Annotated in this window: 18 protein-coding genes; 12 read left to right on the top strand and 6 right to left on the bottom strand. The window is 44.5% G+C overall.

The window, feature by feature from the left end; translation table 11 throughout:
- Window position 1: 1 nt before the first annotated feature.
- The gene (dprA, locus tag RJ41_RS14610) at window positions 2–1111 is read right to left on the bottom strand and encodes a DNA-processing protein DprA (RefSeq protein WP_039222329.1); all 1110 of its coding nucleotides are present in this window, start codon (window positions 1109–1111) and stop codon (window positions 2–4) included.
- A 38-nt stretch (window positions 1112–1149) separates the two neighbouring features.
- Window positions 1150–2223 carry a LysM peptidoglycan-binding domain-containing protein gene (locus tag RJ41_RS14605; protein WP_039222359.1) on the bottom strand — a complete coding sequence of 358 codons (1074 nt, stop codon included), beginning with the start codon at window positions 2221–2223 and terminating at the stop codon, window positions 1150–1152.
- Window positions 2224–2439: 216 nt separating this feature from the next.
- On the opposite strand from RJ41_RS14605, the gene def reads away from it, so the two are divergent.
- The 4 genes from def (at window position 2440) to trkA (ending at window position 6674) form a co-directional block, all read left to right on the top strand.
- On the top strand, window positions 2440–2949 hold the full coding sequence (gene def / locus RJ41_RS14600) for a peptide deformylase (protein ID WP_014977863.1): 510 nt from the start codon (window positions 2440–2442) through the stop codon (window positions 2947–2949).
- An 8-nt stretch (window positions 2950–2957) separates the two neighbouring features.
- Window positions 2958–3908 (top strand): methionyl-tRNA formyltransferase, encoded by a 951-nt coding sequence (gene fmt, locus RJ41_RS14595; protein ID WP_039222326.1) that lies wholly within the window; start codon window positions 2958–2960, stop codon window positions 3906–3908.
- A gap of 2 nt (window positions 3909–3910) precedes the next feature.
- Window positions 3911–5230 carry a 16S rRNA (cytosine(967)-C(5))-methyltransferase RsmB gene (gene rsmB, locus RJ41_RS14590; RefSeq protein ID WP_039222324.1) on the top strand — a complete coding sequence of 440 codons (1320 nt, stop codon included), beginning with the start codon at window positions 3911–3913 and terminating at the stop codon, window positions 5228–5230.
- Between the two features lie 64 nt (window positions 5231–5294).
- Window positions 5295–6674, top strand: a complete 1380-nt coding sequence (trkA, locus tag RJ41_RS14585; RefSeq protein ID WP_039222321.1) for a Trk system potassium transporter TrkA — start codon at window positions 5295–5297, stop codon at window positions 6672–6674.
- 129 nt (window positions 6675–6803) lie between these two features.
- On the opposite strand, the gene RJ41_RS14580 is transcribed toward trkA, so the two are convergent.
- Together RJ41_RS14580 and elbB are read right to left on the bottom strand one after the other, a co-directional pair.
- Window positions 6804–8255, bottom strand: coding sequence for a TrkH family potassium uptake protein (locus tag RJ41_RS14580; RefSeq protein WP_039222318.1), 1452 nt, complete (start codon window positions 8253–8255; stop codon window positions 6804–6806).
- A 266-nt stretch (window positions 8256–8521) separates the two neighbouring features.
- Window positions 8522–9175 carry an isoprenoid biosynthesis glyoxalase ElbB gene (gene elbB, locus RJ41_RS14575; RefSeq protein ID WP_039222316.1) on the bottom strand — a complete coding sequence of 218 codons (654 nt, stop codon included), beginning with the start codon at window positions 9173–9175 and terminating at the stop codon, window positions 8522–8524.
- A gap of 421 nt (window positions 9176–9596) precedes the next feature.
- On the opposite strand from elbB, the gene polA reads away from it, so the two are divergent.
- A complete protein-coding gene (gene polA / locus RJ41_RS14570; protein ID WP_039222357.1) occupies window positions 9597–12389 on the top strand; it encodes a DNA polymerase I in 2793 nt (930 codons plus the stop codon).
- Window positions 12390–12805: 416 nt separating this feature from the next.
- Here the strand turns inward: polA and yihA are convergent, their stop codons facing one another.
- Entirely contained in the window at window positions 12806–13441 is a 636-nt protein-coding gene (gene yihA / locus RJ41_RS14565) for a ribosome biogenesis GTP-binding protein YihA/YsxC (RefSeq protein WP_039222311.1), read from the bottom strand.
- Window positions 13442–13615: 174 nt separating this feature from the next.
- Between yihA and RJ41_RS14560 the strand changes: the two genes are divergently transcribed.
- The 4 genes from RJ41_RS14560 (at window position 13616) to RJ41_RS14545 (ending at window position 16355) form a co-directional block, all read left to right on the top strand.
- The gene (locus tag RJ41_RS14560; RefSeq protein ID WP_014947721.1) at window positions 13616–14239 is read left to right on the top strand and encodes a c-type cytochrome; all 624 of its coding nucleotides are present in this window, start codon (window positions 13616–13618) and stop codon (window positions 14237–14239) included.
- 449 nt (window positions 14240–14688) lie between these two features.
- Window positions 14689–15243, top strand: coding sequence for a class I SAM-dependent methyltransferase (locus RJ41_RS14555; protein ID WP_240485801.1), 555 nt, complete (start codon window positions 14689–14691; stop codon window positions 15241–15243).
- Window positions 15244–15370: 127 nt separating this feature from the next.
- Window positions 15371–15874 carry a Der GTPase-activating protein YihI gene (gene yihI, locus RJ41_RS14550; protein ID WP_014947719.1) on the top strand — a complete coding sequence of 168 codons (504 nt, stop codon included), beginning with the start codon at window positions 15371–15373 and terminating at the stop codon, window positions 15872–15874.
- 19 nt (window positions 15875–15893) lie between these two features.
- Complete coding sequence (locus tag RJ41_RS14545; RefSeq protein WP_039222303.1) at window positions 15894–16355, top strand: DUF2489 domain-containing protein; 462 nt, start codon at window positions 15894–15896, stop codon at window positions 16353–16355.
- 101 nt (window positions 16356–16456) lie between these two features.
- Here RJ41_RS14545 and RJ41_RS14540 read toward each other — a convergent pair whose 3' ends face one another.
- Window positions 16457–17065: a DNA-3-methyladenine glycosylase I gene (locus RJ41_RS14540; protein WP_052235483.1), complete on the bottom strand. Its 609-nt coding sequence runs from the start codon at window positions 17063–17065 to the stop codon at window positions 16457–16459.
- 146 nt (window positions 17066–17211) lie between these two features.
- On the opposite strand from RJ41_RS14540, the gene glyQ reads away from it, so the two are divergent.
- The 3 genes from glyQ (at window position 17212) to RJ41_RS14525 (ending at window position 20726) form a co-directional block, all read left to right on the top strand.
- On the top strand, window positions 17212–18117 hold the full coding sequence (gene glyQ / locus RJ41_RS14535) for a glycine--tRNA ligase subunit alpha (RefSeq protein ID WP_039222301.1): 906 nt from the start codon (window positions 17212–17214) through the stop codon (window positions 18115–18117).
- Between the two features lie 2 nt (window positions 18118–18119).
- Window positions 18120–20198 carry a glycine--tRNA ligase subunit beta gene (glyS, locus tag RJ41_RS14530; RefSeq protein ID WP_039222298.1) on the top strand — a complete coding sequence of 693 codons (2079 nt, stop codon included), beginning with the start codon at window positions 18120–18122 and terminating at the stop codon, window positions 20196–20198.
- A gap of 84 nt (window positions 20199–20282) precedes the next feature.
- Complete coding sequence (locus tag RJ41_RS14525; protein ID WP_039222354.1) at window positions 20283–20726, top strand: hypothetical protein; 444 nt, start codon at window positions 20283–20285, stop codon at window positions 20724–20726.
- Window positions 20727–20886: the final 160 nt, after the last annotated feature.

Genomic DNA, 20886 nt, shown 5'->3' with positions numbered 1-20886 from the left:
ATTATTTTCCCCTCAATTTAACGTAACCACCAGGGACAGCGGCCACTAAACCACGCAACTCATATTCTAATAATGATGCCATTGCTTGCGATACAGATAAGGCATTGCGCTGGGCTATAACATCAATAGCGGTGATGTCATAATCCACACTAGCTAATAATTTATCGGTTGCCAAGCTATTCGCTGTACTTTTTTCGTTTTGCTCGTCAACACTCAAGCCTTTTTGCTCAGGCTGAACGCCAACTTCATCTAGAATATCGCTTATATTCGTTACTAATTTCGCGCCCTGTTGGATTAACCAGTGGCAACCTTCAGCGTAAGCATTAGCGATATTGCCTGGCACAGCGAATACTTCCCGCCCCATATCTGCGGCCAAATTCGCAGTTATCAAGGTGCCACTCTTAATTTTTGCCTCTACCACTAAGGTTCCAAGGGACAACGCTGCGATAATTCGATTTCGCCTGGGAAAATGCCAAGGCTTGGGTCCCTGACCTGGAAAAAACTCTGTGACGGTGACACCTCCGTCATTATTAATAGCTTCATAGAGCTTATTATTTTTAGCTGGATATACCTTTTCAGGTCCCGTACCCATTACTGCAATGGTTCCAGTACTACCAGACAGCGCGCCTTGGTGTGCAGCACTATCAATGCCCATAGCGAGCCCGCTAGTCACCACAATGCCGTTTTCTGACAACCCAAACGCAATGTCGCTTGCTATACGCCTCCCCTGAAAGCTAGATCTTCTACTACCTACAATTGCTATTTGTGGACTTTGCAATAAAGCACAATCTCCTGTTGCCAATATTACAAGAGGTGGGCTGTCTAACTGCTTGAGCGATTGAGGATAGTATGAAGACGAATAGGTAATAATATGTCTATTGTTACTCCCCTGTTTCCACGTAAAAGCTGCATCAACTAAAGGTTTTGATATTTGACATGTAAGCTGTTTTACAGTGTCGGGAAGTGATGATGTGTTACCGGCTAACTCAGCGGGAGATAGTTGATAATGTTTGATTGCCTGTAACCAGGTTTTAGGAGAAACACGTTGCGCAGAGGCCAGTGCTAACCATGCAGAGAGGTCGCCGTCTATATGAGAAGTTTGCTTGTTCATTGTCGCTCCTTTTAGAGCGACAATGAAACGTTAAGCATTTAAGGCTTAGCGACAATAAAGCCGCGCTTAATCCCTCTGTTCGCTCGCGTTATTAATCCGTAACTTGCCGCATCAAATGTTTTAAACACAATCACTTCGCCTACTTTAAGCGCAGGCTGCGCTACTGTATCGATAAACCATTCACCACCACTTTTAGCACCGGGCTCATCAATATAGCGTGGGCTATCTTCGTCAATAATTGCTGGACCTTGCGCGTACACACCTAAAACGGTGCCTGGCGCCACATCCATAGAGCCTAAATCAAGAATGACAACGTCGTACTTGCCGAGCAAATCATGGTCGTGCAAGTCACCCACCACAGCCCCTCTTTGTGAAGTCGCTGGAATAAGCTCAAAATCTTCAGGGTGGGAAAAACCACCAGCCATAAGTTTATCGCCGCGCTTTGCTTCTTGATTGGCATCGTCAATAAAAAGCAACATGGTATCGTCTGCTTGGTCTTTTTCTACTAGAGAAGCGTTAGACACATGCGTAACCTGAATGCCCAAGGTCTCGCCTTCAAGATTTTTGATAGTAGCGTGCTTTCTTATCACTCTGTACTGGTCGTCGGTACTGAATTGTTGCTGGCTTAGCACAAAGTCATCTGATGCGAATCTTACATTTCCGTCTTGATTACCTAGAAGCCTGGGTAATGCTGAGTAGCTCCCCTCGTCTATTAGCATATGATGTCTTATAAAGGGAGAAATAGTTATCCAGGACAGTACGTCGACAGGTTTTGACTTAATTCGCTTATCGGTTGAAGGTGACAAGTTGTAGGCGAGCTTATCTCTTTTAACGCTTAAGACAGGCTGACCATTAATATAACCTACGACAATAACATCGCCGGGATAGATAAGATGAGGATTATCGATTTGCGTGTTAGTTCGCCACAGCTCTGGCCATAGCCAAGGCTCGTTTAGAAAAATGCTCGCAATTTCCCAAAGCGTGTCACCACGCTTCACAGTATAAGTTTCAGGCGCACTATCTTTTAATTGAAGTGCGAACGCAGGCAACGATAAAAGCACTCCAAGGATAAGTGTTGTTGCGCGACGCGCGTAAATTAATCGCTTTTTCAAATTAACCACCTGCAAATTATTCGCTGTCATTTATTGTTGATTTTTCAGACAATAGCACTATATCGGCAGAAGTACGTATTCTTATAGGGTTTAGGCAAAAAACTGCACGAAACCACCCGATATACGTTAGAATAGTAACTTAATGAGCACTGTAAAGTGTGCTGGCAATTAGATCGTATATGAATTTATACAGCGAAAAGGTGATGTAAGCGAGAAATGGCAATTTTAGACGTATTAAGTTTTCCTGATGAACGTCTTCGCACGGTAGCTAAGCCGGTTGAAGAGGTTAACGACGAAATTAAACAGTTGGTATCGGACATGTTCGAAACCATGAAAGACGAGAACGGTATTGGCCTTGCTGCAACGCAAGTTAACCGACACGTTCAAGTTGTTGTAATGGACGTATCGGAAGATCAAAACGAGCCACGCGTATTTATTAACCCTGAAATCATTCGTAAAGATGGCTCCACGATTAGCGAAGAAGGCTGTTTATCAGTGCCTGGTAATTACGCGAAAGTTGAGCGTGCCGAAGCAATTACCGTAAAAGCGCTAGATCAAAACGGCGAAAGCTTTGAGTTGGATGCAGAAGGTTTGTTAGCGATTTGTATCCAGCACGAGCTCGACCATTTAAAAGGTAAATTGTTTATTGATTACCTTTCACCGCTTAAGCGCCAGCGTATTCGTAAAAAGCTTGAGAAAGAAGCGCGTCTTGCTGCAAAAGCCTAAGGAATAACGTGACAACTCCATTGAAAGTGATTTTTGCCGGTACTCCGGATTTTGCAGCTAAACATCTATCAGCGTTGATAGAGAGCGAGCACGAGGTTATTGCTGTTTACACTCAGCCTGATAGACCTGCAGGGCGAGGTAAAAAGCTTACCGCCAGTCCGGTTAAAGTATTAGCAGAAGAAAACGCCATCCCTGTTTACCAGCCTCAGTCGCTTAAAGCTCAAGACGCTCAGGAAGAATTAGCCTCGCTCAATGCCGATTTAATGGTAGTTGTTGCTTACGGACTGATACTGCCTACCGCGGTGTTAAATGCGCCTAAGCTAGGTTGCATTAACGTGCACGGCTCTATTTTGCCCAAGTGGCGAGGCGCAGCTCCAATACAACGCGCTATCTGGGCTGGCGACGCTGAGACAGGCGTTACCATAATGCAAATGGATGAAGGCTTAGACACGGGTGATATGCTGCACATTGCAACATTACCTATTACACCTGAAGATACCAGCGCAACGTTGTACGAGAAACTCGCAGAGCTGGGACCACAAGCGTTGGTCGAGGTCGTTAATGAATTTGATCGTTACACACCCACCAAACAAGATGATTCTCAAGCGACCTACGCGAAAAAACTATCAAAAGAAGAAGCCCTTATTAATTGGGCAGACGATGCAGAACAAATAGCGCGTAATATCCGCGCCTTCAATCCTTGGCCTGTAGCGTGGATGCAGGTCGAAGATCAGAATGTAAAGATATGGTCTGCTAACGTTGTTCCGTTAAATAAAGATGTAACGCCAGGTACGGTAATCAATGCCAATAAAGAAGGCATTACTATCGCTACAGGGCGCGATGCGCTTTGCATTACATCACTTCAAATTCCAGGTAAAAAGGCGCTTCCAGCGTCAGACGTTATCAATGCTCGCCAAACGTGGTTTGAAGTGGGCCGTTGTCTGACACAAGCGGACTAAACGTGAAACCATTACCCCTTCCAAAACAAAAGAACCTGCGCGCAGATTGCGCGTGGGTCATCTATCAAATTTTAGAACAAGGCAAGTCATCGCGTGAGTGCTTAGAGCGCGTTCAGCGCAGACACAACGCTAGAGATAACGCATGGCTTCAAGAGATGTCGTTAGGCGTGATGCGTCGCCTGCCCCTTTTACAACACTGGCTACGCTCTTTGTTGGATAGACCTCTAAAAGGCAATAAGAAGGTCATAGAACATCTTATTCTTCTTGGTTTGTACCAGCTCAGTTTTTCTCGCGTTAGCAATCACGCAGCCGTGGGTGAAACCGTCGCTGCAGCGTCTTATTTAAATGCAGCAGGGCTAAAAGGGTTAGTTAATGCGGTATTGCGTAATTTTCAGCGTGAGAACCTTGCTGACAAACCGGTAGACGACGCCATTATAAACAGCGGCTTACCAAAGTGGTTATTCAAGGCAATTGAGAACGCCTACGGTGACGACGCCGAGCAGGTACGTACTGAAACGAATGCCATGGCCCCCATCTGGCTTCGTGTGAACAAATTGCAAACATCGTTGGCGGCATTTACTCAGGCGCTAGATAAAGCAGGGGTTGAATATACCCTTAGTGAAAACCACGCTGATGCGGTAACTCTGACTAAGCGAGAAGATATTACTGCCTTGCCTGGTTTTGAAAAAGGTCACTTTGCGGTACAAGATGGGGCAGCGCAATTAGCTGCGTATTACCTAAAGCCCCAAGCGAACGAACGCATTTTAGATTGTTGCGCCGCACCCGGCGGAAAAACAGGGCACATTGTTGAGTGTGCACCTGATACAGAGTACGTGTTAGCGCTTGATGCCGACGCTACACGCCTAAAACGCGTAGAAGAAAACATGACTCGCCTTAAGCATACAGTCGATATTAAGCAGGGTGATGCAGCTAATCCTGAGACCTGGTGGGACGGAAAGCCCTTCGACAGAATATTACTGGATGCCCCCTGCTCTGCAACTGGCGTTATTCGACGTCACCCAGATATTAGATGGCTTCGAAAAGCCAATGACATCGACAATCTAGCGCAGCTACAACGGCGCATATTAGATACATTGTGGGGTCTATTAAAACCGGGTGGCACACTACTATATGCAACGTGTTCTATTTTGCCGAAAGAGAACATGGCGCAAATAAAGCAGTTTTTAGCCGACACACCTGACGCTACCTTATCGCCCTTAGTAAAAACGGAGACTGTCGACAAACCCGGACGTCAGATAACGCCTGGTGAGCAACAAATGGATGGTTTCTACTATGCGAGGCTGGTAAAGTCATCAGACTGAGTTCAATAGTTGTGCAACGTCACACGTTTAAGACCTGCACGGATATGAAGGCAAAATAATAACGATGAAGATCATCATTTTAGGGGCCGGCCAAGTAGGCGGAACACTTGCTGAAAACCTAGTAGGTGAAAATAACGAAATAACGGTTATTGACTCTGACCCCACTATATTGCGCGCACTTCAAGACCGCCTTGATTTACAAGTAGTAACAGGCGTGGGTTCACACCCTGACGTGTTGCGTAAGGCCGGTGCGGAAGATGCTGATATGTTGATAGCCGTAACCAACAGTGATGAAAGCAACATGTTGGCCTGTCAGGTGGCCTACAGTCTATTCAAAACACCCACTAAAATCGCTCGGGTGCGCTCTGAACAGTATATCATTTACCAAGAGCAGCTATATAAACAGCAAGACATTCCCGTTGACCACATTATCGCTCCTGAGCAGTTGGTAACTAAGGCCATCAAACGTCTAATAGATTACCCCGGCGCACTTCAGGTGGTTGAGTTTGCTGAAGGCAAAGCTAGCCTTGTAGCAGTAAAAGCGTATTACGGCGGTTTGTTAGTAGGCCACGCGTTATCTGCGCTTAAAGACCACATGCCGAATGTTGAAACTCGGGTTGCTGCCATTTACCGACGCGGACGTCCTATTCGCCCGTTAGGTACCACGGTTATTGAGGCTGATGATGAAGTATTCTTCATTGCCGCTACCAAGCACATTCGCGCAGTAATGAGTGAGCTTCAAAAGCTCGAATCAAGTTACAAGCGAATTATGATAGCCGGTGGTGGTTTGATTGGCGCAGGTTTAGCTAAACAACTGGAGCACAATCACAACGTTAAGCTTATTGAATACAGCCCAGAACGAGCAAAGTATCTTTCTGCCAACTTAGATAAAACCATTGTTTTCAGCGGTGACGCATCTGATCCTGAGTTACTTAGCGAAGAAAATATCGAGCAAGTCGACGCCTTTATTGCTGTTACCAACGACGATGAAGCGAATATCATGTCAGCCATGCTGGCCAAGCGTATGGGTGCACAAAAAGCCATGGTGCTTATCCAGCGCAGTGCTTATGTGGACTTGGTGCAAGGCGGTGAGATAGACATCGCGTTTTCACCTCAACAAGCCACTATTTCGGCGCTACTGACTCACGTACGTCGCGGTGACATTGTAAACGTATACTCATTACGACGAGGTGCTGCCGAGGCTATTGAAGCGATAGCGCACGGTGATGAAAATACCTCTAAGGTGGTTGGCAAACAAATAGGCGATATTAAACTACCGCCAGGTACCACGATTGGGGCTATTGTTCGAGACGATCAGGTGATTATTGCTCACAGCGATACCAAGATTGAAGCAAACGACCATGTAATTTTGTTCTTGGTTGATAAGAAATACATCAACGACGTGGAAAAGCTGTTCCAACCCAGCGCATTTTTCTTCGGCTAGCTTTTACGGTTTACCGCAAGCATTGTTTAACAATGCAGTTATGAAAGGCAAAGGGCGATTATCTTCGCCCTTTGTTTTTTGTATTTACAATTCAAACCTGTTGGCTTAGCAAGTGGGTTCCTACTTAAATTAGCTTCGCCAGAATGTGGGTGAAAATAACACCAGTAAAGAGAAGACTTCTAGTCGACCAAACACCATGGCAATCACCAGTATCCACTTGCCCGCGTCAGTAACATCAGCATAGTTGGCCGCTACGCTGCCCAACCCCGGACCTAAGTTATTCAACATGGCCGCAGTAGCGGTAAAAGCGCTTAGGTTATCTAAACCCGTGGCAATCAAGCCTATCATAATAATAACAAACACCACTGCATAAGCCGAAAAGAACCCCCATACCGCTTCAACGACTCTGTCAGGCATGGCACGGTCGCCAAACTTAACGCTGTATACCGCTTTCGGGTGAATTAGCCTATCGACCTCGCGCTTGCCTTGAAGAAACAGTAAGCACACCCGTACTACTTTTAAGCCCCCACCCGTGGAGCTCGCGCACCCGCCGATAAAGCTTGAAAAAATAAGCATAATGGGCAGGAATGTAGGCCATACCGAAAAATCGGTTGTGGCAAACCCTGCTGTGGTACTAATAGATACCGCTTGGATCATAGCTTGGTCTAAAGCCTGCTCTGCCGAACTGTAATAGCCTGAAAGTGTAAGAACTAAGAAGCAAATCCCGATGAGTGAGGCTTGAATGATAAAGAACGCCTTAAACTCTGGATCGTTAAAATAGCCTTTAACCGAACGAGAGCTCACCGCCGCATAGTGTAAAGAGAAGTTCAATGCAGCAATAAGCAAAAACACGGTACACACAACGTTTACCATAGGACTATTAAAATAGCCTAAGCTGGCGTCGTGGTTCGAAAAGCCACCAATAGCAACCGTTGAGAAAGAATGGCAAATCGCATCAAAAACATTCATTCCCGCAAGCCAATATGCACCGGAACATGCAATGGTTATGGATAGGTAGATGTACCACAAATGCTTTGCCGTATCGGCAATACGCGGAGTCATTTTATTATCTTTAACTGGGCCAGGCGTTTCTGCCCGATAAAGCTGCATGCCCCCGACTCCAAGGATAGGTAAAATGGCAACTGCAAGTACGATGATACCCATGCCGCCTAACCACTGAAGTTGTTGACGGTAAAACTGTACTGAGTGAGGAAGAAAATCTATCCCCTCAATAACCGTAGCCCCAGTTGTAGTCAGGCCAGAAAATGACTCAAAGAAAGCATCGGTCACCGTCATGCTTGGTTGCTCTAGCAAGATAAGTGGAATTGCCCCCACGCTTGCTAGTACTGACCAAAACAGCGCAACAATGAGAAACCCTTCTCGTGCTCTTAAGTCATTCTTCTGCTGACGGTTGGGGTACCACAATGCAATACCGCCGATGACACAAAATATAAATGCGAGGATAAAAGGCAGGCCACTGCCATCTTGATAAATCAACGACACGATAGCGGGTGGGATCATGGTTACGCTAAAAAGCGCAATTAATAACCCAAGTATTCGTATGATGGCACGGTAGTGCATTGTTTGTTATGCCTTTATTTTTATAGTGCGCATAAGGACTACTGAGCCCTAGTTACAATGTACTTTTTGATATGGTTTCAAAAAGCGAATCTATCTACGTGAAACAAGGTAGATGAAATCCTATACGTTACGCATAGGGTTTTGATTATAGGACTATAATGAACAAGGGGAAACCTTTGTCTCCCCACTACATTAGGCTAATTACACATAAAAGTACCTGATCTTTTCACTAGGAAAAAACCAACCACTTTTATTTTTTTAGTTTTCTATTTCATAGCAAGCACGGTTTTAACCATCTTAGTAATACTCGCATTGGCTTCACGAATGCTTTGCGCCAGCATATACGCAGGTGTAGTAACAAGCTTTGCGTCATTATCAACAACCACCTCATCAACCGGGCACTCTACATGTGTTGCCCCTAAAGCATTTATTCCACCAGCCGTTGCTTCGTCATTGCCAATAGTCAATTTGGTTTTGTTGCCATACACTTTTGCGGCCAGCGCAGGTGCAATACACGCATATGCAGCGGGCTTTTTAGCTTGTGCGAAGGCTTTACATACTGTCAGCACTTCTTCGTTAAATGTACAATTTTCACCGTCTACCGCGAACGTGCACAAGTTCTTCGCAGCGCCAAAGCCACCAGGTAAAATAAGTGTGTCAAAAGCAGTTACGTCGCACTCAGTCACAGGTTTTATATCACCTCGGGCAATACGGGCCGATTCGACTAACACATTTCGGTTTTCGCCCTCTGATACTTCACCTGTTAAATGATTCACTACATGCAGCTGATTTACATTTGGAGCAAAGCATTGGTAAGACGCGCCCTCTTGCTCAATGGCTAAAAGTGTCAATACCGCTTCGTGTAACTCAGCCCCGTCAAACACACCACTACCACTTAAAATAACGGCTACTTGTTTCATATTGTCCTCCTAGACGCTATGCCATCTACTTATTCAAAATTTGGCTATTAAACACACAAGTGTACAAAAAAAGTTCTTATAAATACGTGTATACAATGTTAACGGTTATGCTACATTACTTGACCAACTTGGTTAAACCAAAAATAAACGTACACTAAGTTATCCACATAAAATGGAATGGTAAGTAGCAGGTACGCTGTTTTCACACCTTAGTCTCATTCCCTTATTTTTTCTGATTTGAAAGGTGATCTTTAACTTGACAAAGATCACCCTGATCTCTGTGCCCAAAATTTTAGATCACAAAGTTATCCACAGGCGAAATGTGATCCGCTATCGACCTTAATGTTCCTTCATGATATGGCGATCTGCCCTAGCCTGTGGCATCCTTGCGCTCATATTCTCTATTGGAAAATCGCCATCTATGCCAGATTCTAAAAAGCCTCCATTTATTCTTGTCGATGGATCGTCATATCTTTTTCGTGCCTTTCACGGTTTACCACCATTAACTAACTCTAAAGGCCAAGACACCGGTGCTATTTATGGTGTTGTGAACATGCTTAAAAGCTTGATCAAACAATACAACCCCACACATATGGCGGTGATTTTTGATGCTAAAGGCAAGACCTTTCGCGATGATATCTATAAAGAGTACAAAGCGAACCGTCCTCCGATGCCTGATGAGCTAAGAAGCCAGATCGAACCGTTGCACGCTATCATCAAGGCAATGGGCTTACCCGTTATTGTAGAATCGGGTGTAGAAGCTGATGACGTGATTGGCACGTTAGCCAAACACGCCACAGAAAAAGGTATTGATACCCTTATCAGCACCGGCGATAAAGACATGGCGCAGCTTGTAAATGAACATGTCACCTTAATCAACACCATGACAAACCAACTGATGGATGTCGAAGGTGTAAATACGAAGTTTGGTATTCCACCGGAGCTTGTGATCGACTTCCTTGCGCTTAAGGGCGATAAAGTCGATAACATCCCAGGTGTACCTGGCGTTGGTGATAAAAGCGCCCAGGCTCTATTAAATGGTATTGGCGGTATCGACGACATATATAAGAACCTGGATAAGATTGCAGATCTATCGTTTAGAGGCAGTAAGTCGATGGCGGCTAAAATGCAGGAATACGAAGAGCAAGCTCGGCTTTCTTATACTCTAGCTACTATCAGCATCGATCTTGACCTTGACTACGACGTTGAGACGTTAATGCCGTGTCAGGCCGATAACGAACAACTTCGCGATCTGTTTGCCGAATACGAGTTCAAACGCTGGCACGCGGAAGTAAGCGCGCTTGTAGCCGGCGGAGATACCTCTAGTGCCAACGCAAACGCCAACGAGGAAAAAAGCAATAGCGCAGAAGAGAGCGAACAAAGTGAATCGGTAGAGATAGATAAGTCGAAGTATGAGACCGTGCTTGATGAGGCGCGTTTTAACGCTTGGGTAGCGAAGCTAGAAAAAGCCGAACTCATCGCTTTTGATACCGAGACAACCAGCCTTAACTACATGGATGCGGAGCTAGTTGGCGTTTCATTTTGTATAGAGGAAGGTGAGGCTGCTTATGTGCCTGTTGCTCACGATTATCCAGATGCACCCGCCCAGCTATCACGGGAATTTGTATTAGACGCCTTAAAACCTATTTTAGAATCGGACACCGTGATCAAAGTAGGTCAACACATAAAATACGACAAAAATGTGTTAGCGAACTATGACATTACCTTAAACGGCATAGGCTTTGACACCATGCTTGAGAGTTATGTACTAAACAGTACTGCGCAGCGCCATGATATGGACTCACTCGCCCTAGCCTACCTTGGTCATAAAACTATTCACTTTGAAGAGATTGCGGGTAAAGGCGCAAAGCAGCTAACGTTTAATCAAATTAGTCTTGAAGAAGCAGGGCCTTATGCTGCAGAAGATGCTGACATTACGCTTCGCTTACACAACGCCATTTGGACTAAGTTGAAAGAAATTCCTGAGCTTAAAAATCTATTGATAGATGTTGAGGTTCCCCTAGCCTGTGTACTTTCTCGTATGGAACAGGAAGGTGTATTGATAGACAGCCAAAGACTGCGTCAGCAAAGCCAGGATCTTGCCACACGGATTGCCGAGCTTGAAAGTGAAGTACATGAGGAAGCTGGCGAGCCATTCAACTTAGGCTCTACTAAGCAGCTTCAACATGTCTTGTTCGAAAAAATGTCGCTACCGATCATAAAGAAAACGCCTAAAGGGGCGCCGTCTACCTCTGAAGATGTACTACAAGAGCTGGCGCTTGAGTACCCGTTGCCGAAGAAGATCATGGAATACCGTGGCTTGACCAAGCTTAAGAACACTTACACCGATAAACTTCCAAAGATGATCAATCATCGTACGGGCCGAGTGCATACGTCTTATCATCAAGCGGTCACTGCAACAGGACGTCTTTCTTCAACCGATCCTAACTTACAGAACATCCCTATCCGAAATGAAGAAGGTCGCCGCGTACGTCAGGCATTTGTACCAAGAGAGGGAAATAAATTCGTTGCAGCCGACTACTCGCAAATTGAGCTGCGTATTATGGCGCACCTTTCTGGCGATAAAGGTCTGTTAGATGCCTTTGCCCATGGTAAAGATATTCATAAAGCAACCGCTGCGGAAGTTTTTGGTGTGCCACTAGATGAAGTAACCACTGAACAGCGTCGCAGTGCAAAAGCGATTAACTTTGGCTTAATTTACGGTATGAGTGCCTTTGGGTTGTCGAAGCAACTTAATATCCCACGTAATGAAGCACAAAAATATATGGATCTTTACTTCGAGCGCTACCCAGGCGTGCTTGAGTACATGGATTCAACACGTGAGAGCGCGAAAGAAAAAGGTTATGTAGAAACCGTATTTGGTCGCAGACTTTATTTGCCTGATATTAAAGCCAGTAATGGTGCACGTAGAAAAGGCGCAGAGCGCGCTGCGATAAATGCGCCTATGCAAGGTACAGCGGCTGACATCATCAAGATGGCAATGATTAAAGTAGACGACTGGATCAGAAAAAATGCATCTGATGATGTGACCATGATGATGCAGGTGCACGATGAATTGGTTTTTGAGATTAAAGAAGACAAGGTTGAGACCTATGTCTCTACTATTACAGCGCTAATGGAAAGCGCAGCTACGCTAAATGTTCCGCTTGTTGTTGAGGCAGGTGTGGGCGAAAACTGGGATGAAGCGCACTAGTTTGGTAATTAGATTACAGTTTTTACATTAAAAGGCGCGTTATATTCATTAAATTTGGTAATTTAATTACATAACACCCTTGCCTTTTCTGTGCTTTGTTGTAATATTACACATGTAGGGTACAGAGGTGAGAAAGCTGTTTTCAAACCTTTGCTTTAACCCCGACAGTTTTGTCGGGGTTTTTTTATATCTGCGGAAAATAAATAATCCAAAAATATCAGTAACTTAAAAAATAAAGCGAATTTTATTTTAATTTTTCTGAACTTCTCTATTTATCACGACTCTATATCTACGGTTTTTATGTGTTTTCTCTCAGTTTACGCCTCGCTCTATGCGGGGCGTTCTTTTTTCTAACACCCCATCGTACCTATCCATCGGGCACGTCAGATCAGCACAAACGGTAAGGGTAAATTGCGCTACTGTACTTCGTTATCAGACTCTTCTGTTTCGTCTTGTTTATCTAAGCCAAACCACGTATCCAAAATACGCTCTAATTCAGGTAAACCATGCTTATTTAATGACGAGAAGGTTTGCACGGTAACATCGCCCATAAATGCCATCGCCGCTTCGCGCGCCATTAACAGCTGCGCCTTACGTTTACCGCTTTTAAGTTTGTCGGCCTTAGTAAGTAATGCAAGTACAGGAATACTTGACGCTACTGCCCAGTGAATAAGATCTTGGTCTAAATCTTTAAAAGGATGACGAATATCCATTAATACCACTAAGCCTTTTAGTGATTTACGCTTTTGAAGATATTCGCCCAGTGACGCTTGCCACTTCTTTTTCATAGCTACAGGGACTTTTGCAAACCCGTAACCTGGCAAATCAACTAAGCGCAAGTCTTCTTCTAACTCAAAGACATTGATTAATTGTGTTCGCCCCGGCGTTTTACTTGTTCTTGCCAAGTTTTTCTGGCGAGTTAACGTGTTAAGTGCACTCGATTTACCTGCATTTGAGCGACCAGCAAAGGCAACTTCAATTCCGGTATCATTTTTTAAATGACGAATGTCTGGTGCACTCGTAAAGAATTTTGCTTTGGTGTAATACGACATCTAGACTTACCTCCACATGCGTCACAACCTTCGGTTTACAGTTTTTTAATGAATAAACCAACTAAAAACCATAGTTTTATCATGGAATAGGTTTTTCTGACGCGTTAAATGTGTAAAATACGCATGATATCACGTATATCACGCGAGCCGTTGGATCCATTTAAGAGATTTATTATGAAAAAACTGTGTTTGTTGGTATGTATGTCTTTAGGTTTAAGCGCAACTGCTATGGCAGAGGGCGACGCCGAGGCAGGTAAAGCGAAGTCTGCAGTATGTGCAGCCTGTCATGGCCCTGATGGCAACAGCATGATTGACATGAACCCTAAGATTGCTGGCCAGCATGAGAAGTACATTGTTAAGCAATTAACCGAATTTAAACTTGCCTCTCAAACAGGTGGTGAGGAAGGTCGTAACAATGCTGTGATGAACGGCATGGCTGCCCCACTTTCAGAGCAAGACATGAAAGACTTAGCCGCTTATTTCTCAAGCCAAGAGCCAAAAGCAGGCGAAACACCCGAGCAATACGTAGAGGCTGGACGAGCGCTTTACCAAGGTGGCGACGAGTCTCGTGGCGTAACTGCATGTATTGCTTGCCATGGTCCTAAAGGCAACGGTATGGGCTTAGCAGGTTTCCCTGATATCAGCGGTCAACATGCGACTTATACTGCAGCTCAGTTGAAAGCTTTCCGGTCAGGCCAACGTCATAACGATATGAATGGCATGATGCGCGATATTGCGATGAAATTAACCGACGAAGATATCGAGATTTTATCTAACTATATCGCAGGCTTACATTAAGCCTTACCGTTTTTGCACATTGTTGTTAAATTTTTGTTACCAAAAAAGTTGTATTTTAAAATTATTCGTGTAATCTAACGGCGTAGTTTGTAGGTGCCTTTGAAAAGCTACAGGCTAAATAACAAGAATAATAATAAAAATGCAGCATGGAAGACGGGATAAAGAGCCACGAGGGCCAAAAACAACAATATAGCTCTGCTAACAATAAAAATAAGGGGAGCACAGCTAAGGAAGCCAGCTACACATAGATGTGTATAACGGGAGAGGTGTCATCTGACACTCATACAATGTAAGGTGATGGTGAAAGCCATCACCTTTTTCTTTTTTTAAGCCCCTTTAATTTTATTCACGTTTCTATGTCCTGTCCCTTATGTCGAAGCACTAATAAGTCCATTCAGTATCATACTGATAAAAAGAGAGATTACCTTCAGTGTAGTCAGTGCGACCTTGTGTATGTATCTCCAGAATTCCTACCGTCAAAACGGGTGGAAAAGCAAGAATATGATCTGCACGAAAATAGTTTTGAAGACGAAGGTTATCGAAAGTTTTTAAGAAAGGTTTTAACACCACTTACACCTTTCATAAAAAATGCGCAAAACACTGCACTTGTGGGTTTAGATTTTGGTTGTGGTCCCGCACCCGTGTTAGCAAGCATGCTAGAAGCGGAAGGTGTTAAGATGAGCACTTATGATCCTTTCTATGCAAACCACTTATCGGTACTTGAGCAAAGCTATGACGTAGTGACATGTACAGAGGCTATAGAACATTTTCACGCCCCTCATGTGGAATGGGCGCTATTTAACAAACTTGTAGCTTCTGGTGGCGTTCTTGCCATCATGACCAAGCGCGTACTTGATAAAGCCAGGTTTGCAAATTGGCACTATAAAAACGACGTCACCCACGTTAGCTTTTTCAGCGAGGCAACCTTTCGATATCTTGCTGATAGAGACGGTTATGATGTTATGTTCCCTGCTAGTGACGTGGTAATTATGAAAAGGCGTTAATAAAGACAAGCGCAATACTTTAATTTTGCCGTATTGATTTTACACAGCACACCCAAAGATCAATACGTAGACACTAATTCGCGCTATAATAGCGCTGTTTTTTCACTCTCTTTGTTATTTGGAAATTATGGCACGTTCAAAGAAATCACGTAAAGTCGGCCTAATCGGCGTTCGTAAAGATCCTGACTTTAAACCAAGCGAAAACCGTAAATCAGACTCGCCTCGCCCTAAAAAGCATAAAGGTAAGCCCGCTGGTAATCGCCACAATGTTGAACAGAAAAAAGTGACGGGCAAAAAGAGTGCTGAAAATAAAGATCCGCGCCACGGCAGTAAAAAGCCTATTCAGCTTGTAAAAGCAGTGACGCCCACCCCTGCTCAAAAGAAAAAGTACGCCACACCAGCCCAAGAACTGGCAGCGCTTGAAGCAGATCAACGCTTGTCAGATTTACTCGACAAACTTGACGACGATAAACCGCTCACCCGTGAGCAACAAGCTTATGTCGACGAGAAGATGGCACGCCACCGCATTCTTTGTGACCTATTAGGAATAGTAGAAGAGGATGATGAAGACGACGATATGGATCCGTTTAATGATTTAGACGCTATTAATATCGACGACTTTAAGCACTAATAAAAAACGGGAAAGAGTCATGCTTTGGGCAGTACTTTCAGGCATCGCGCTACTAATTATTCTTGCGCTAGGTTTTTACGCAGGCAAACTGCTGTTTATGTTAAAACAACAAAAAGAACGACAAGAAGCGGCAAGGCAGTCGCGCGTAGCCACTATAACCGACAGTATTATAGTAATAGCTAAGGCAATGGAGCAGCAGCAATGTGATTTGTCAGAAGGTGTAATTCGCATCGTGAACCTGCTTAACGCGCTTCCAATAAGTACTCCGCCTGATTTTAAAGCGCAATATCCCAACATTCATGCATTATTCACAGAGGTAAGCGGATTTGCGATTTTAGAAGCAAGGCAACAGCTACCTAAGAATGAGCGAAGAAAGCAAGATATCGCTCGCGAGCAGATTGAATCGGAGTACGAATCTAAGGTGTTGGACGAATTACCACCGCTGAAGGCGTATTGTGAGACACTCGTAGCCACTAAATAACGAGTAAGCGCGACGCTGATTTAAAAATGCAATCAATATCGAAAATGGCCGAGTACAGTATGTAGTCGGCCATTTTTTTAACCCGGTTACCTTTGCCTATATCACTTTATCGCGAGCTCGCAGGTACGTTCGTAGCAATGACACCCTACTTCGTGGTCGTTGACCATACCCACAGCTTGCATAAAAGCATAGCAAATCGTTTCACCTACAAAATTAAAGCCGTGCTTTTTAAGTGCTTTTGACATTGCTTTAGACGCATCAGTTGATGTGGGTGCTTGCCTGAAGTCTTCCCACGCATTAATGACCGTACGTCCATCTGTGAATTGCCAAATAAAATCACTGAATGGCTGCGACGCTTCGATAGCTAAAAAACCCTTGGCATTTTTAATAATCGACTCTATTTTGAGCTTGTTTCTGATTATGCCGCTGTCCTGCATCAGCCTGTCGACATCAGCGGGGCCCATCTTCGAAATTTTCTCAGGGTCGAACTGGTAGAATGCCTGTTCAAAATTCTCCTGTTTTTTCAAAATGGTCAGCCAAGATAAACCGGCTTGCTGACCATCAAGGCATAACTTAGCAAACAAGGCCCGACTATCTAGCTCGGGTACACCCCATTCGTTATCATGATACGCTAAATAAATAGGGTCGCTGCTTACCCAACCACAGCGATGCAAAGGCGTATTTTTTTCTATTTTTGTCTGATTGGGCATGGCTTAAGATTAAATCCTTGTTGTGAAGTGGCATATTGGCTTTATTCGTAACGTTTTTTCACCCTTTACACCTACATACTATGCCTCACAAATTGTATACTATCCCACCTTTATTTTAAGTCAGATAACTAATAAGCAGCGGATGTATGCAGAAATACGATATTAAGACCTTTCAAGGGTTGATCCTTGCGCTTCAAGATTATTGGGCGCGTCAGGGCTGCGTTATTATTCAGCCTCTGGATATGGAAGTGGGTGCAGGTACTTTTCACCCTATGACGTTCCTACGTTCTTTAGGTCCAGAGCCAATGAGTAGCGCCTATGTTCAACCGTGCCGTAGACCAACTGATGGTCGTTACGGTGAGAACCCAAACCGCTTACAACATTACTATCAGTTCCAAGTAATGCTTAAGCCTTCACCTGATAATATTCAGGAGTTATATTTGGGCTCTTTGAAAGAGTTAGGTTTCGATCCGCTGGTTCACGACATTCGCTTCGTAGAAGACAACTGGGAATCACCAACGCTGGGAGCGTGGGGTCTAGGTTGGGAAGTGTGGCTAAACGGCATGGAAGTAACTCAGTTTACCTACTTTCAGCAGGTTGGCGGCCTTGAATGTAAGCCTGTTACCGGCGAAATTACCTACGGCTTAGAGCGACTCGCCATGTACGTCCAAGGTGTAGATAGTATCTACGACCTAGTTTGGACTGACGGGCCTATGGGCAAAGTGACCTATGGCGATGTGTTCCATCAAAACGAAGTGGAACAGTCGATGTATAACTTCGAACACGCCAACGTTGAAGCCTTGTTTAGAACCTTTGACGAATGTGAAGCAGAAAGCCAAAAGCTTATCGAAAACAACCTTCCACTTCCTGCCTATGAACAGGTTATGAAGGCGTCACATGCATTTAACTTGCTTGATGCTCGTCATGCTATTTCAGTGACTGAACGCCAGCGCTATATTCTTCGCGTTCGAACGCTTGCCAAAGCGTGTGCAGAAAGTTATTACCAAGCACGTGAAGCACTTGGCTTCCCACTATGTAACAAGGAGGCATAAGCGTGCGTACAGAAAATTGTTTAGTTGAATTAGGTACTGAAGAACTTCCACCAAAAGCGCTTAAGTCATTAGGTGAAGCCTTCGCCACGCAGTTTGAAGCTGCGCTTTCGCAAGCTGATTTAAGCTTTGATTCAGTCAGTTGGTTTGCAGCCCCACGCCGCTTGGCCGTTTATGTTTCAGGTCTAGCTGAAGGTCAAGCTAACAAGGTAGTAGAGAAGCGCGGCCCTGCAGTATCAGCGGCATTTGATGCTGACGGTAACCCTACAAAAGCAGCACAAGGTTGGGCTCGCGGTAACGGCATTGACGTTGCTGACGCAGAGCGCCTTGTAACTGACAAAGGCGAATGGTTGCTTCATAAAGCCCACGTTCCGGGTCAATCAGTTGCAGAGTTATTGGAAGGCCTAATAAACCAAGCGGTAAGTAAGCTACCTATTCCAAAGCCAATGCGTTGGGGTAATTACAATACTCAGTTTATACGCCCGGTTCACACCCTTTGCGTGCTTTACGGAAGCGAAGTCGTCAACGTTTCTGTATTGGGCTTAACAAGCGGCCGTGTTGTTCAAGGTCACCGATTCCACGGCGAAGGTCGCTTTGAACTTGATCATGCTGACAATTACGCCTCTGCCCTAGAGCAACAATATGTGCTGGCAGATTTTGAGGCGCGCAAAGATAAAGTGCGTCAGCAGCTTGAAGACGCAGCGCAAAGCTTGTCGCTTAAGCCAGACTATAATGAAGACTTACTAGAAGAAATCGCGTCACTTGTAGAGTGGCCGGTTGTTCTTCAAGCTGGGTTTGATGAGTCTTTCTTAGCTGTACCGAAAGAAGCGCTTATCTATACCATGAAAGACGACCAAAAATATGTGCCGCTGTTAGATAGCGATGATGCACTTTCAAACACTTTCTTATTCGTAACGAATATTGAAAGTCGCGATGCGTCTCAAGTTATTTCTGGCAATGAAAAGGTTATCCGCCCTCGTCTTGCAGACGCTGAGTTCTTCTTTAACAGCGATAAAAAGACGACATTAGAAAGCCGCCTCGAAAGCTTAGAAACCGTGTTGTTCCAAAAACAGCTTGGTACGTTAAAAGAAAAGTCTGAGCGCATATCTGCCCTATCGGCGTTTATCGCGTCGCAAATAGATGCTAATGAAACACAAGCTGCACGAGCAGGTCTTCTAGCTAAAACCGACTTGATGTCGAACATGGTTATGGAGTTCCCAGACGTTCAAGGGGTTATGGGTAAGTACTATGCGCTGAACGACGGTGAAGATGCGCCTGTTGCAGAAGCACTGTATGAACAATACATGCCGCGTTTTGCTGGTGATGCACTTCCTAGTTCAGGTGTTAGCGCGTCGGTCGCGCTTGCTGACAAACTAGATACTCTTGTGGGTATTTTTGGTATTGGCCAGTTACCTAAGGGTGATAAAGATCCATTTGCGCTTCGTCGTGCAGCTATCGGTGTATTACGTATTGTCACTGAGCTGTCACTGCCGCTAGATCTTGAAACGCTAATAAGCAAAGCTATCGATGTGTATGGCGATAAGTTAACAAATGCTGAAACACAATCTCAGGTTGTTGATTTTGTATTGGGTCGATTTACTGCGCTCCTACAAGATCAAGCTATCGCCATTGACGTTATTCAGGCCGTTGCTGCTCGTCGCCCTACTAAGCCAGCTGACTACTTAGCCCGAGTTCATGCGGTAGATAAGTTTAGAGCATTGGAAGAAGCCGAAGCGCTAGCTGCCGCTAACAAGCGTGTTGCAAACATCCTTGCTAAGCAGAACGTTGAAGTAACAGACTCAGTGAATATTGATGAGTCACTGTTAGCCGAAGAAGCTGAAAAAGCGCTTTACGTTGAGCTGAAAGCCGCACAGAAAGAAGTTGATATTGCTGTTCCTTCACAGGACTACACGCGTATTCTTACTGCGCTTGCAACCTTACGTAATGTAATCGATAACTTCTTCGATAACGTAATGGTTATGGCTGATGACGAAGCGGTTAAGAATAACCGACTTGCTTTACTGTCGCTTTTAAGGCAACTTTTCCTTACTACCGCAGATATATCTATTCTCGCGAAGTCGTAGGCTAGTAAGAGTTAGCGTGGTTTTATGCCGCGAAAAACAAAGAGCCCAGCCCTAACGTTGGGCTTTTTTATAAATGGAGACGCTGTGAAAAAGTTATTAACTATTGCTTCTATGTGCATAGCACTTTCAGCATGCTCAAGCAGTGGAAGTTTTAAAGTTCCAGAAATAGCACCGGACGTGCCTCGCATTCAATTCGAAAACATGTTTCTTAGAGGCGTATTTAATTGGTGGGAGGCTGACCCAAGTTACAAGTTCAAACGTTCAAATTCAGGCTGGACAGTAGACGTTGAACTCATTGCCGACGGACAACCCTACGACTTTAGATTGTCAGATGCAAAATGGACGCCCTCACAAAGCTGTGGCGGCAAATATAAAGGGCAGCCTGTCATGTTAGGCTCTACTGTTTATTTAGTCTGTGAACAGGACTCAGAGAACCTGCAATTTACCCCCTCGTCAACTGGCACCTATCGCTTTACTGCAACAGCAGCAAGTGCGGGGGAAGTCGCCCTGGTGGTTTCAAAAGTTTAAATCTGATGCCGTATCTTTACGGCATCACTTAGCTTTTATCGTTAAATAAACTGTTCAATCACGTTTATTATCAGTAATACCCCCCTCTCTGTCTATACAAAAAATTCGCCTTATCGTAAGCAAAAAAAAAGCGACCAATTGGTTAATGCCAGTCAGTTAA

It is taken from the genome of Alteromonas marina (genome assembly GCF_000808575.1).
GTDB classification, from domain to species: Bacteria; Pseudomonadota; Gammaproteobacteria; order Enterobacterales; family Alteromonadaceae; genus Alteromonas; species Alteromonas marina_A.
The sequence above is the reverse complement of the archived record's forward strand: the minus strand, read 5'-3'. Positions and strand labels throughout refer to the sequence as shown.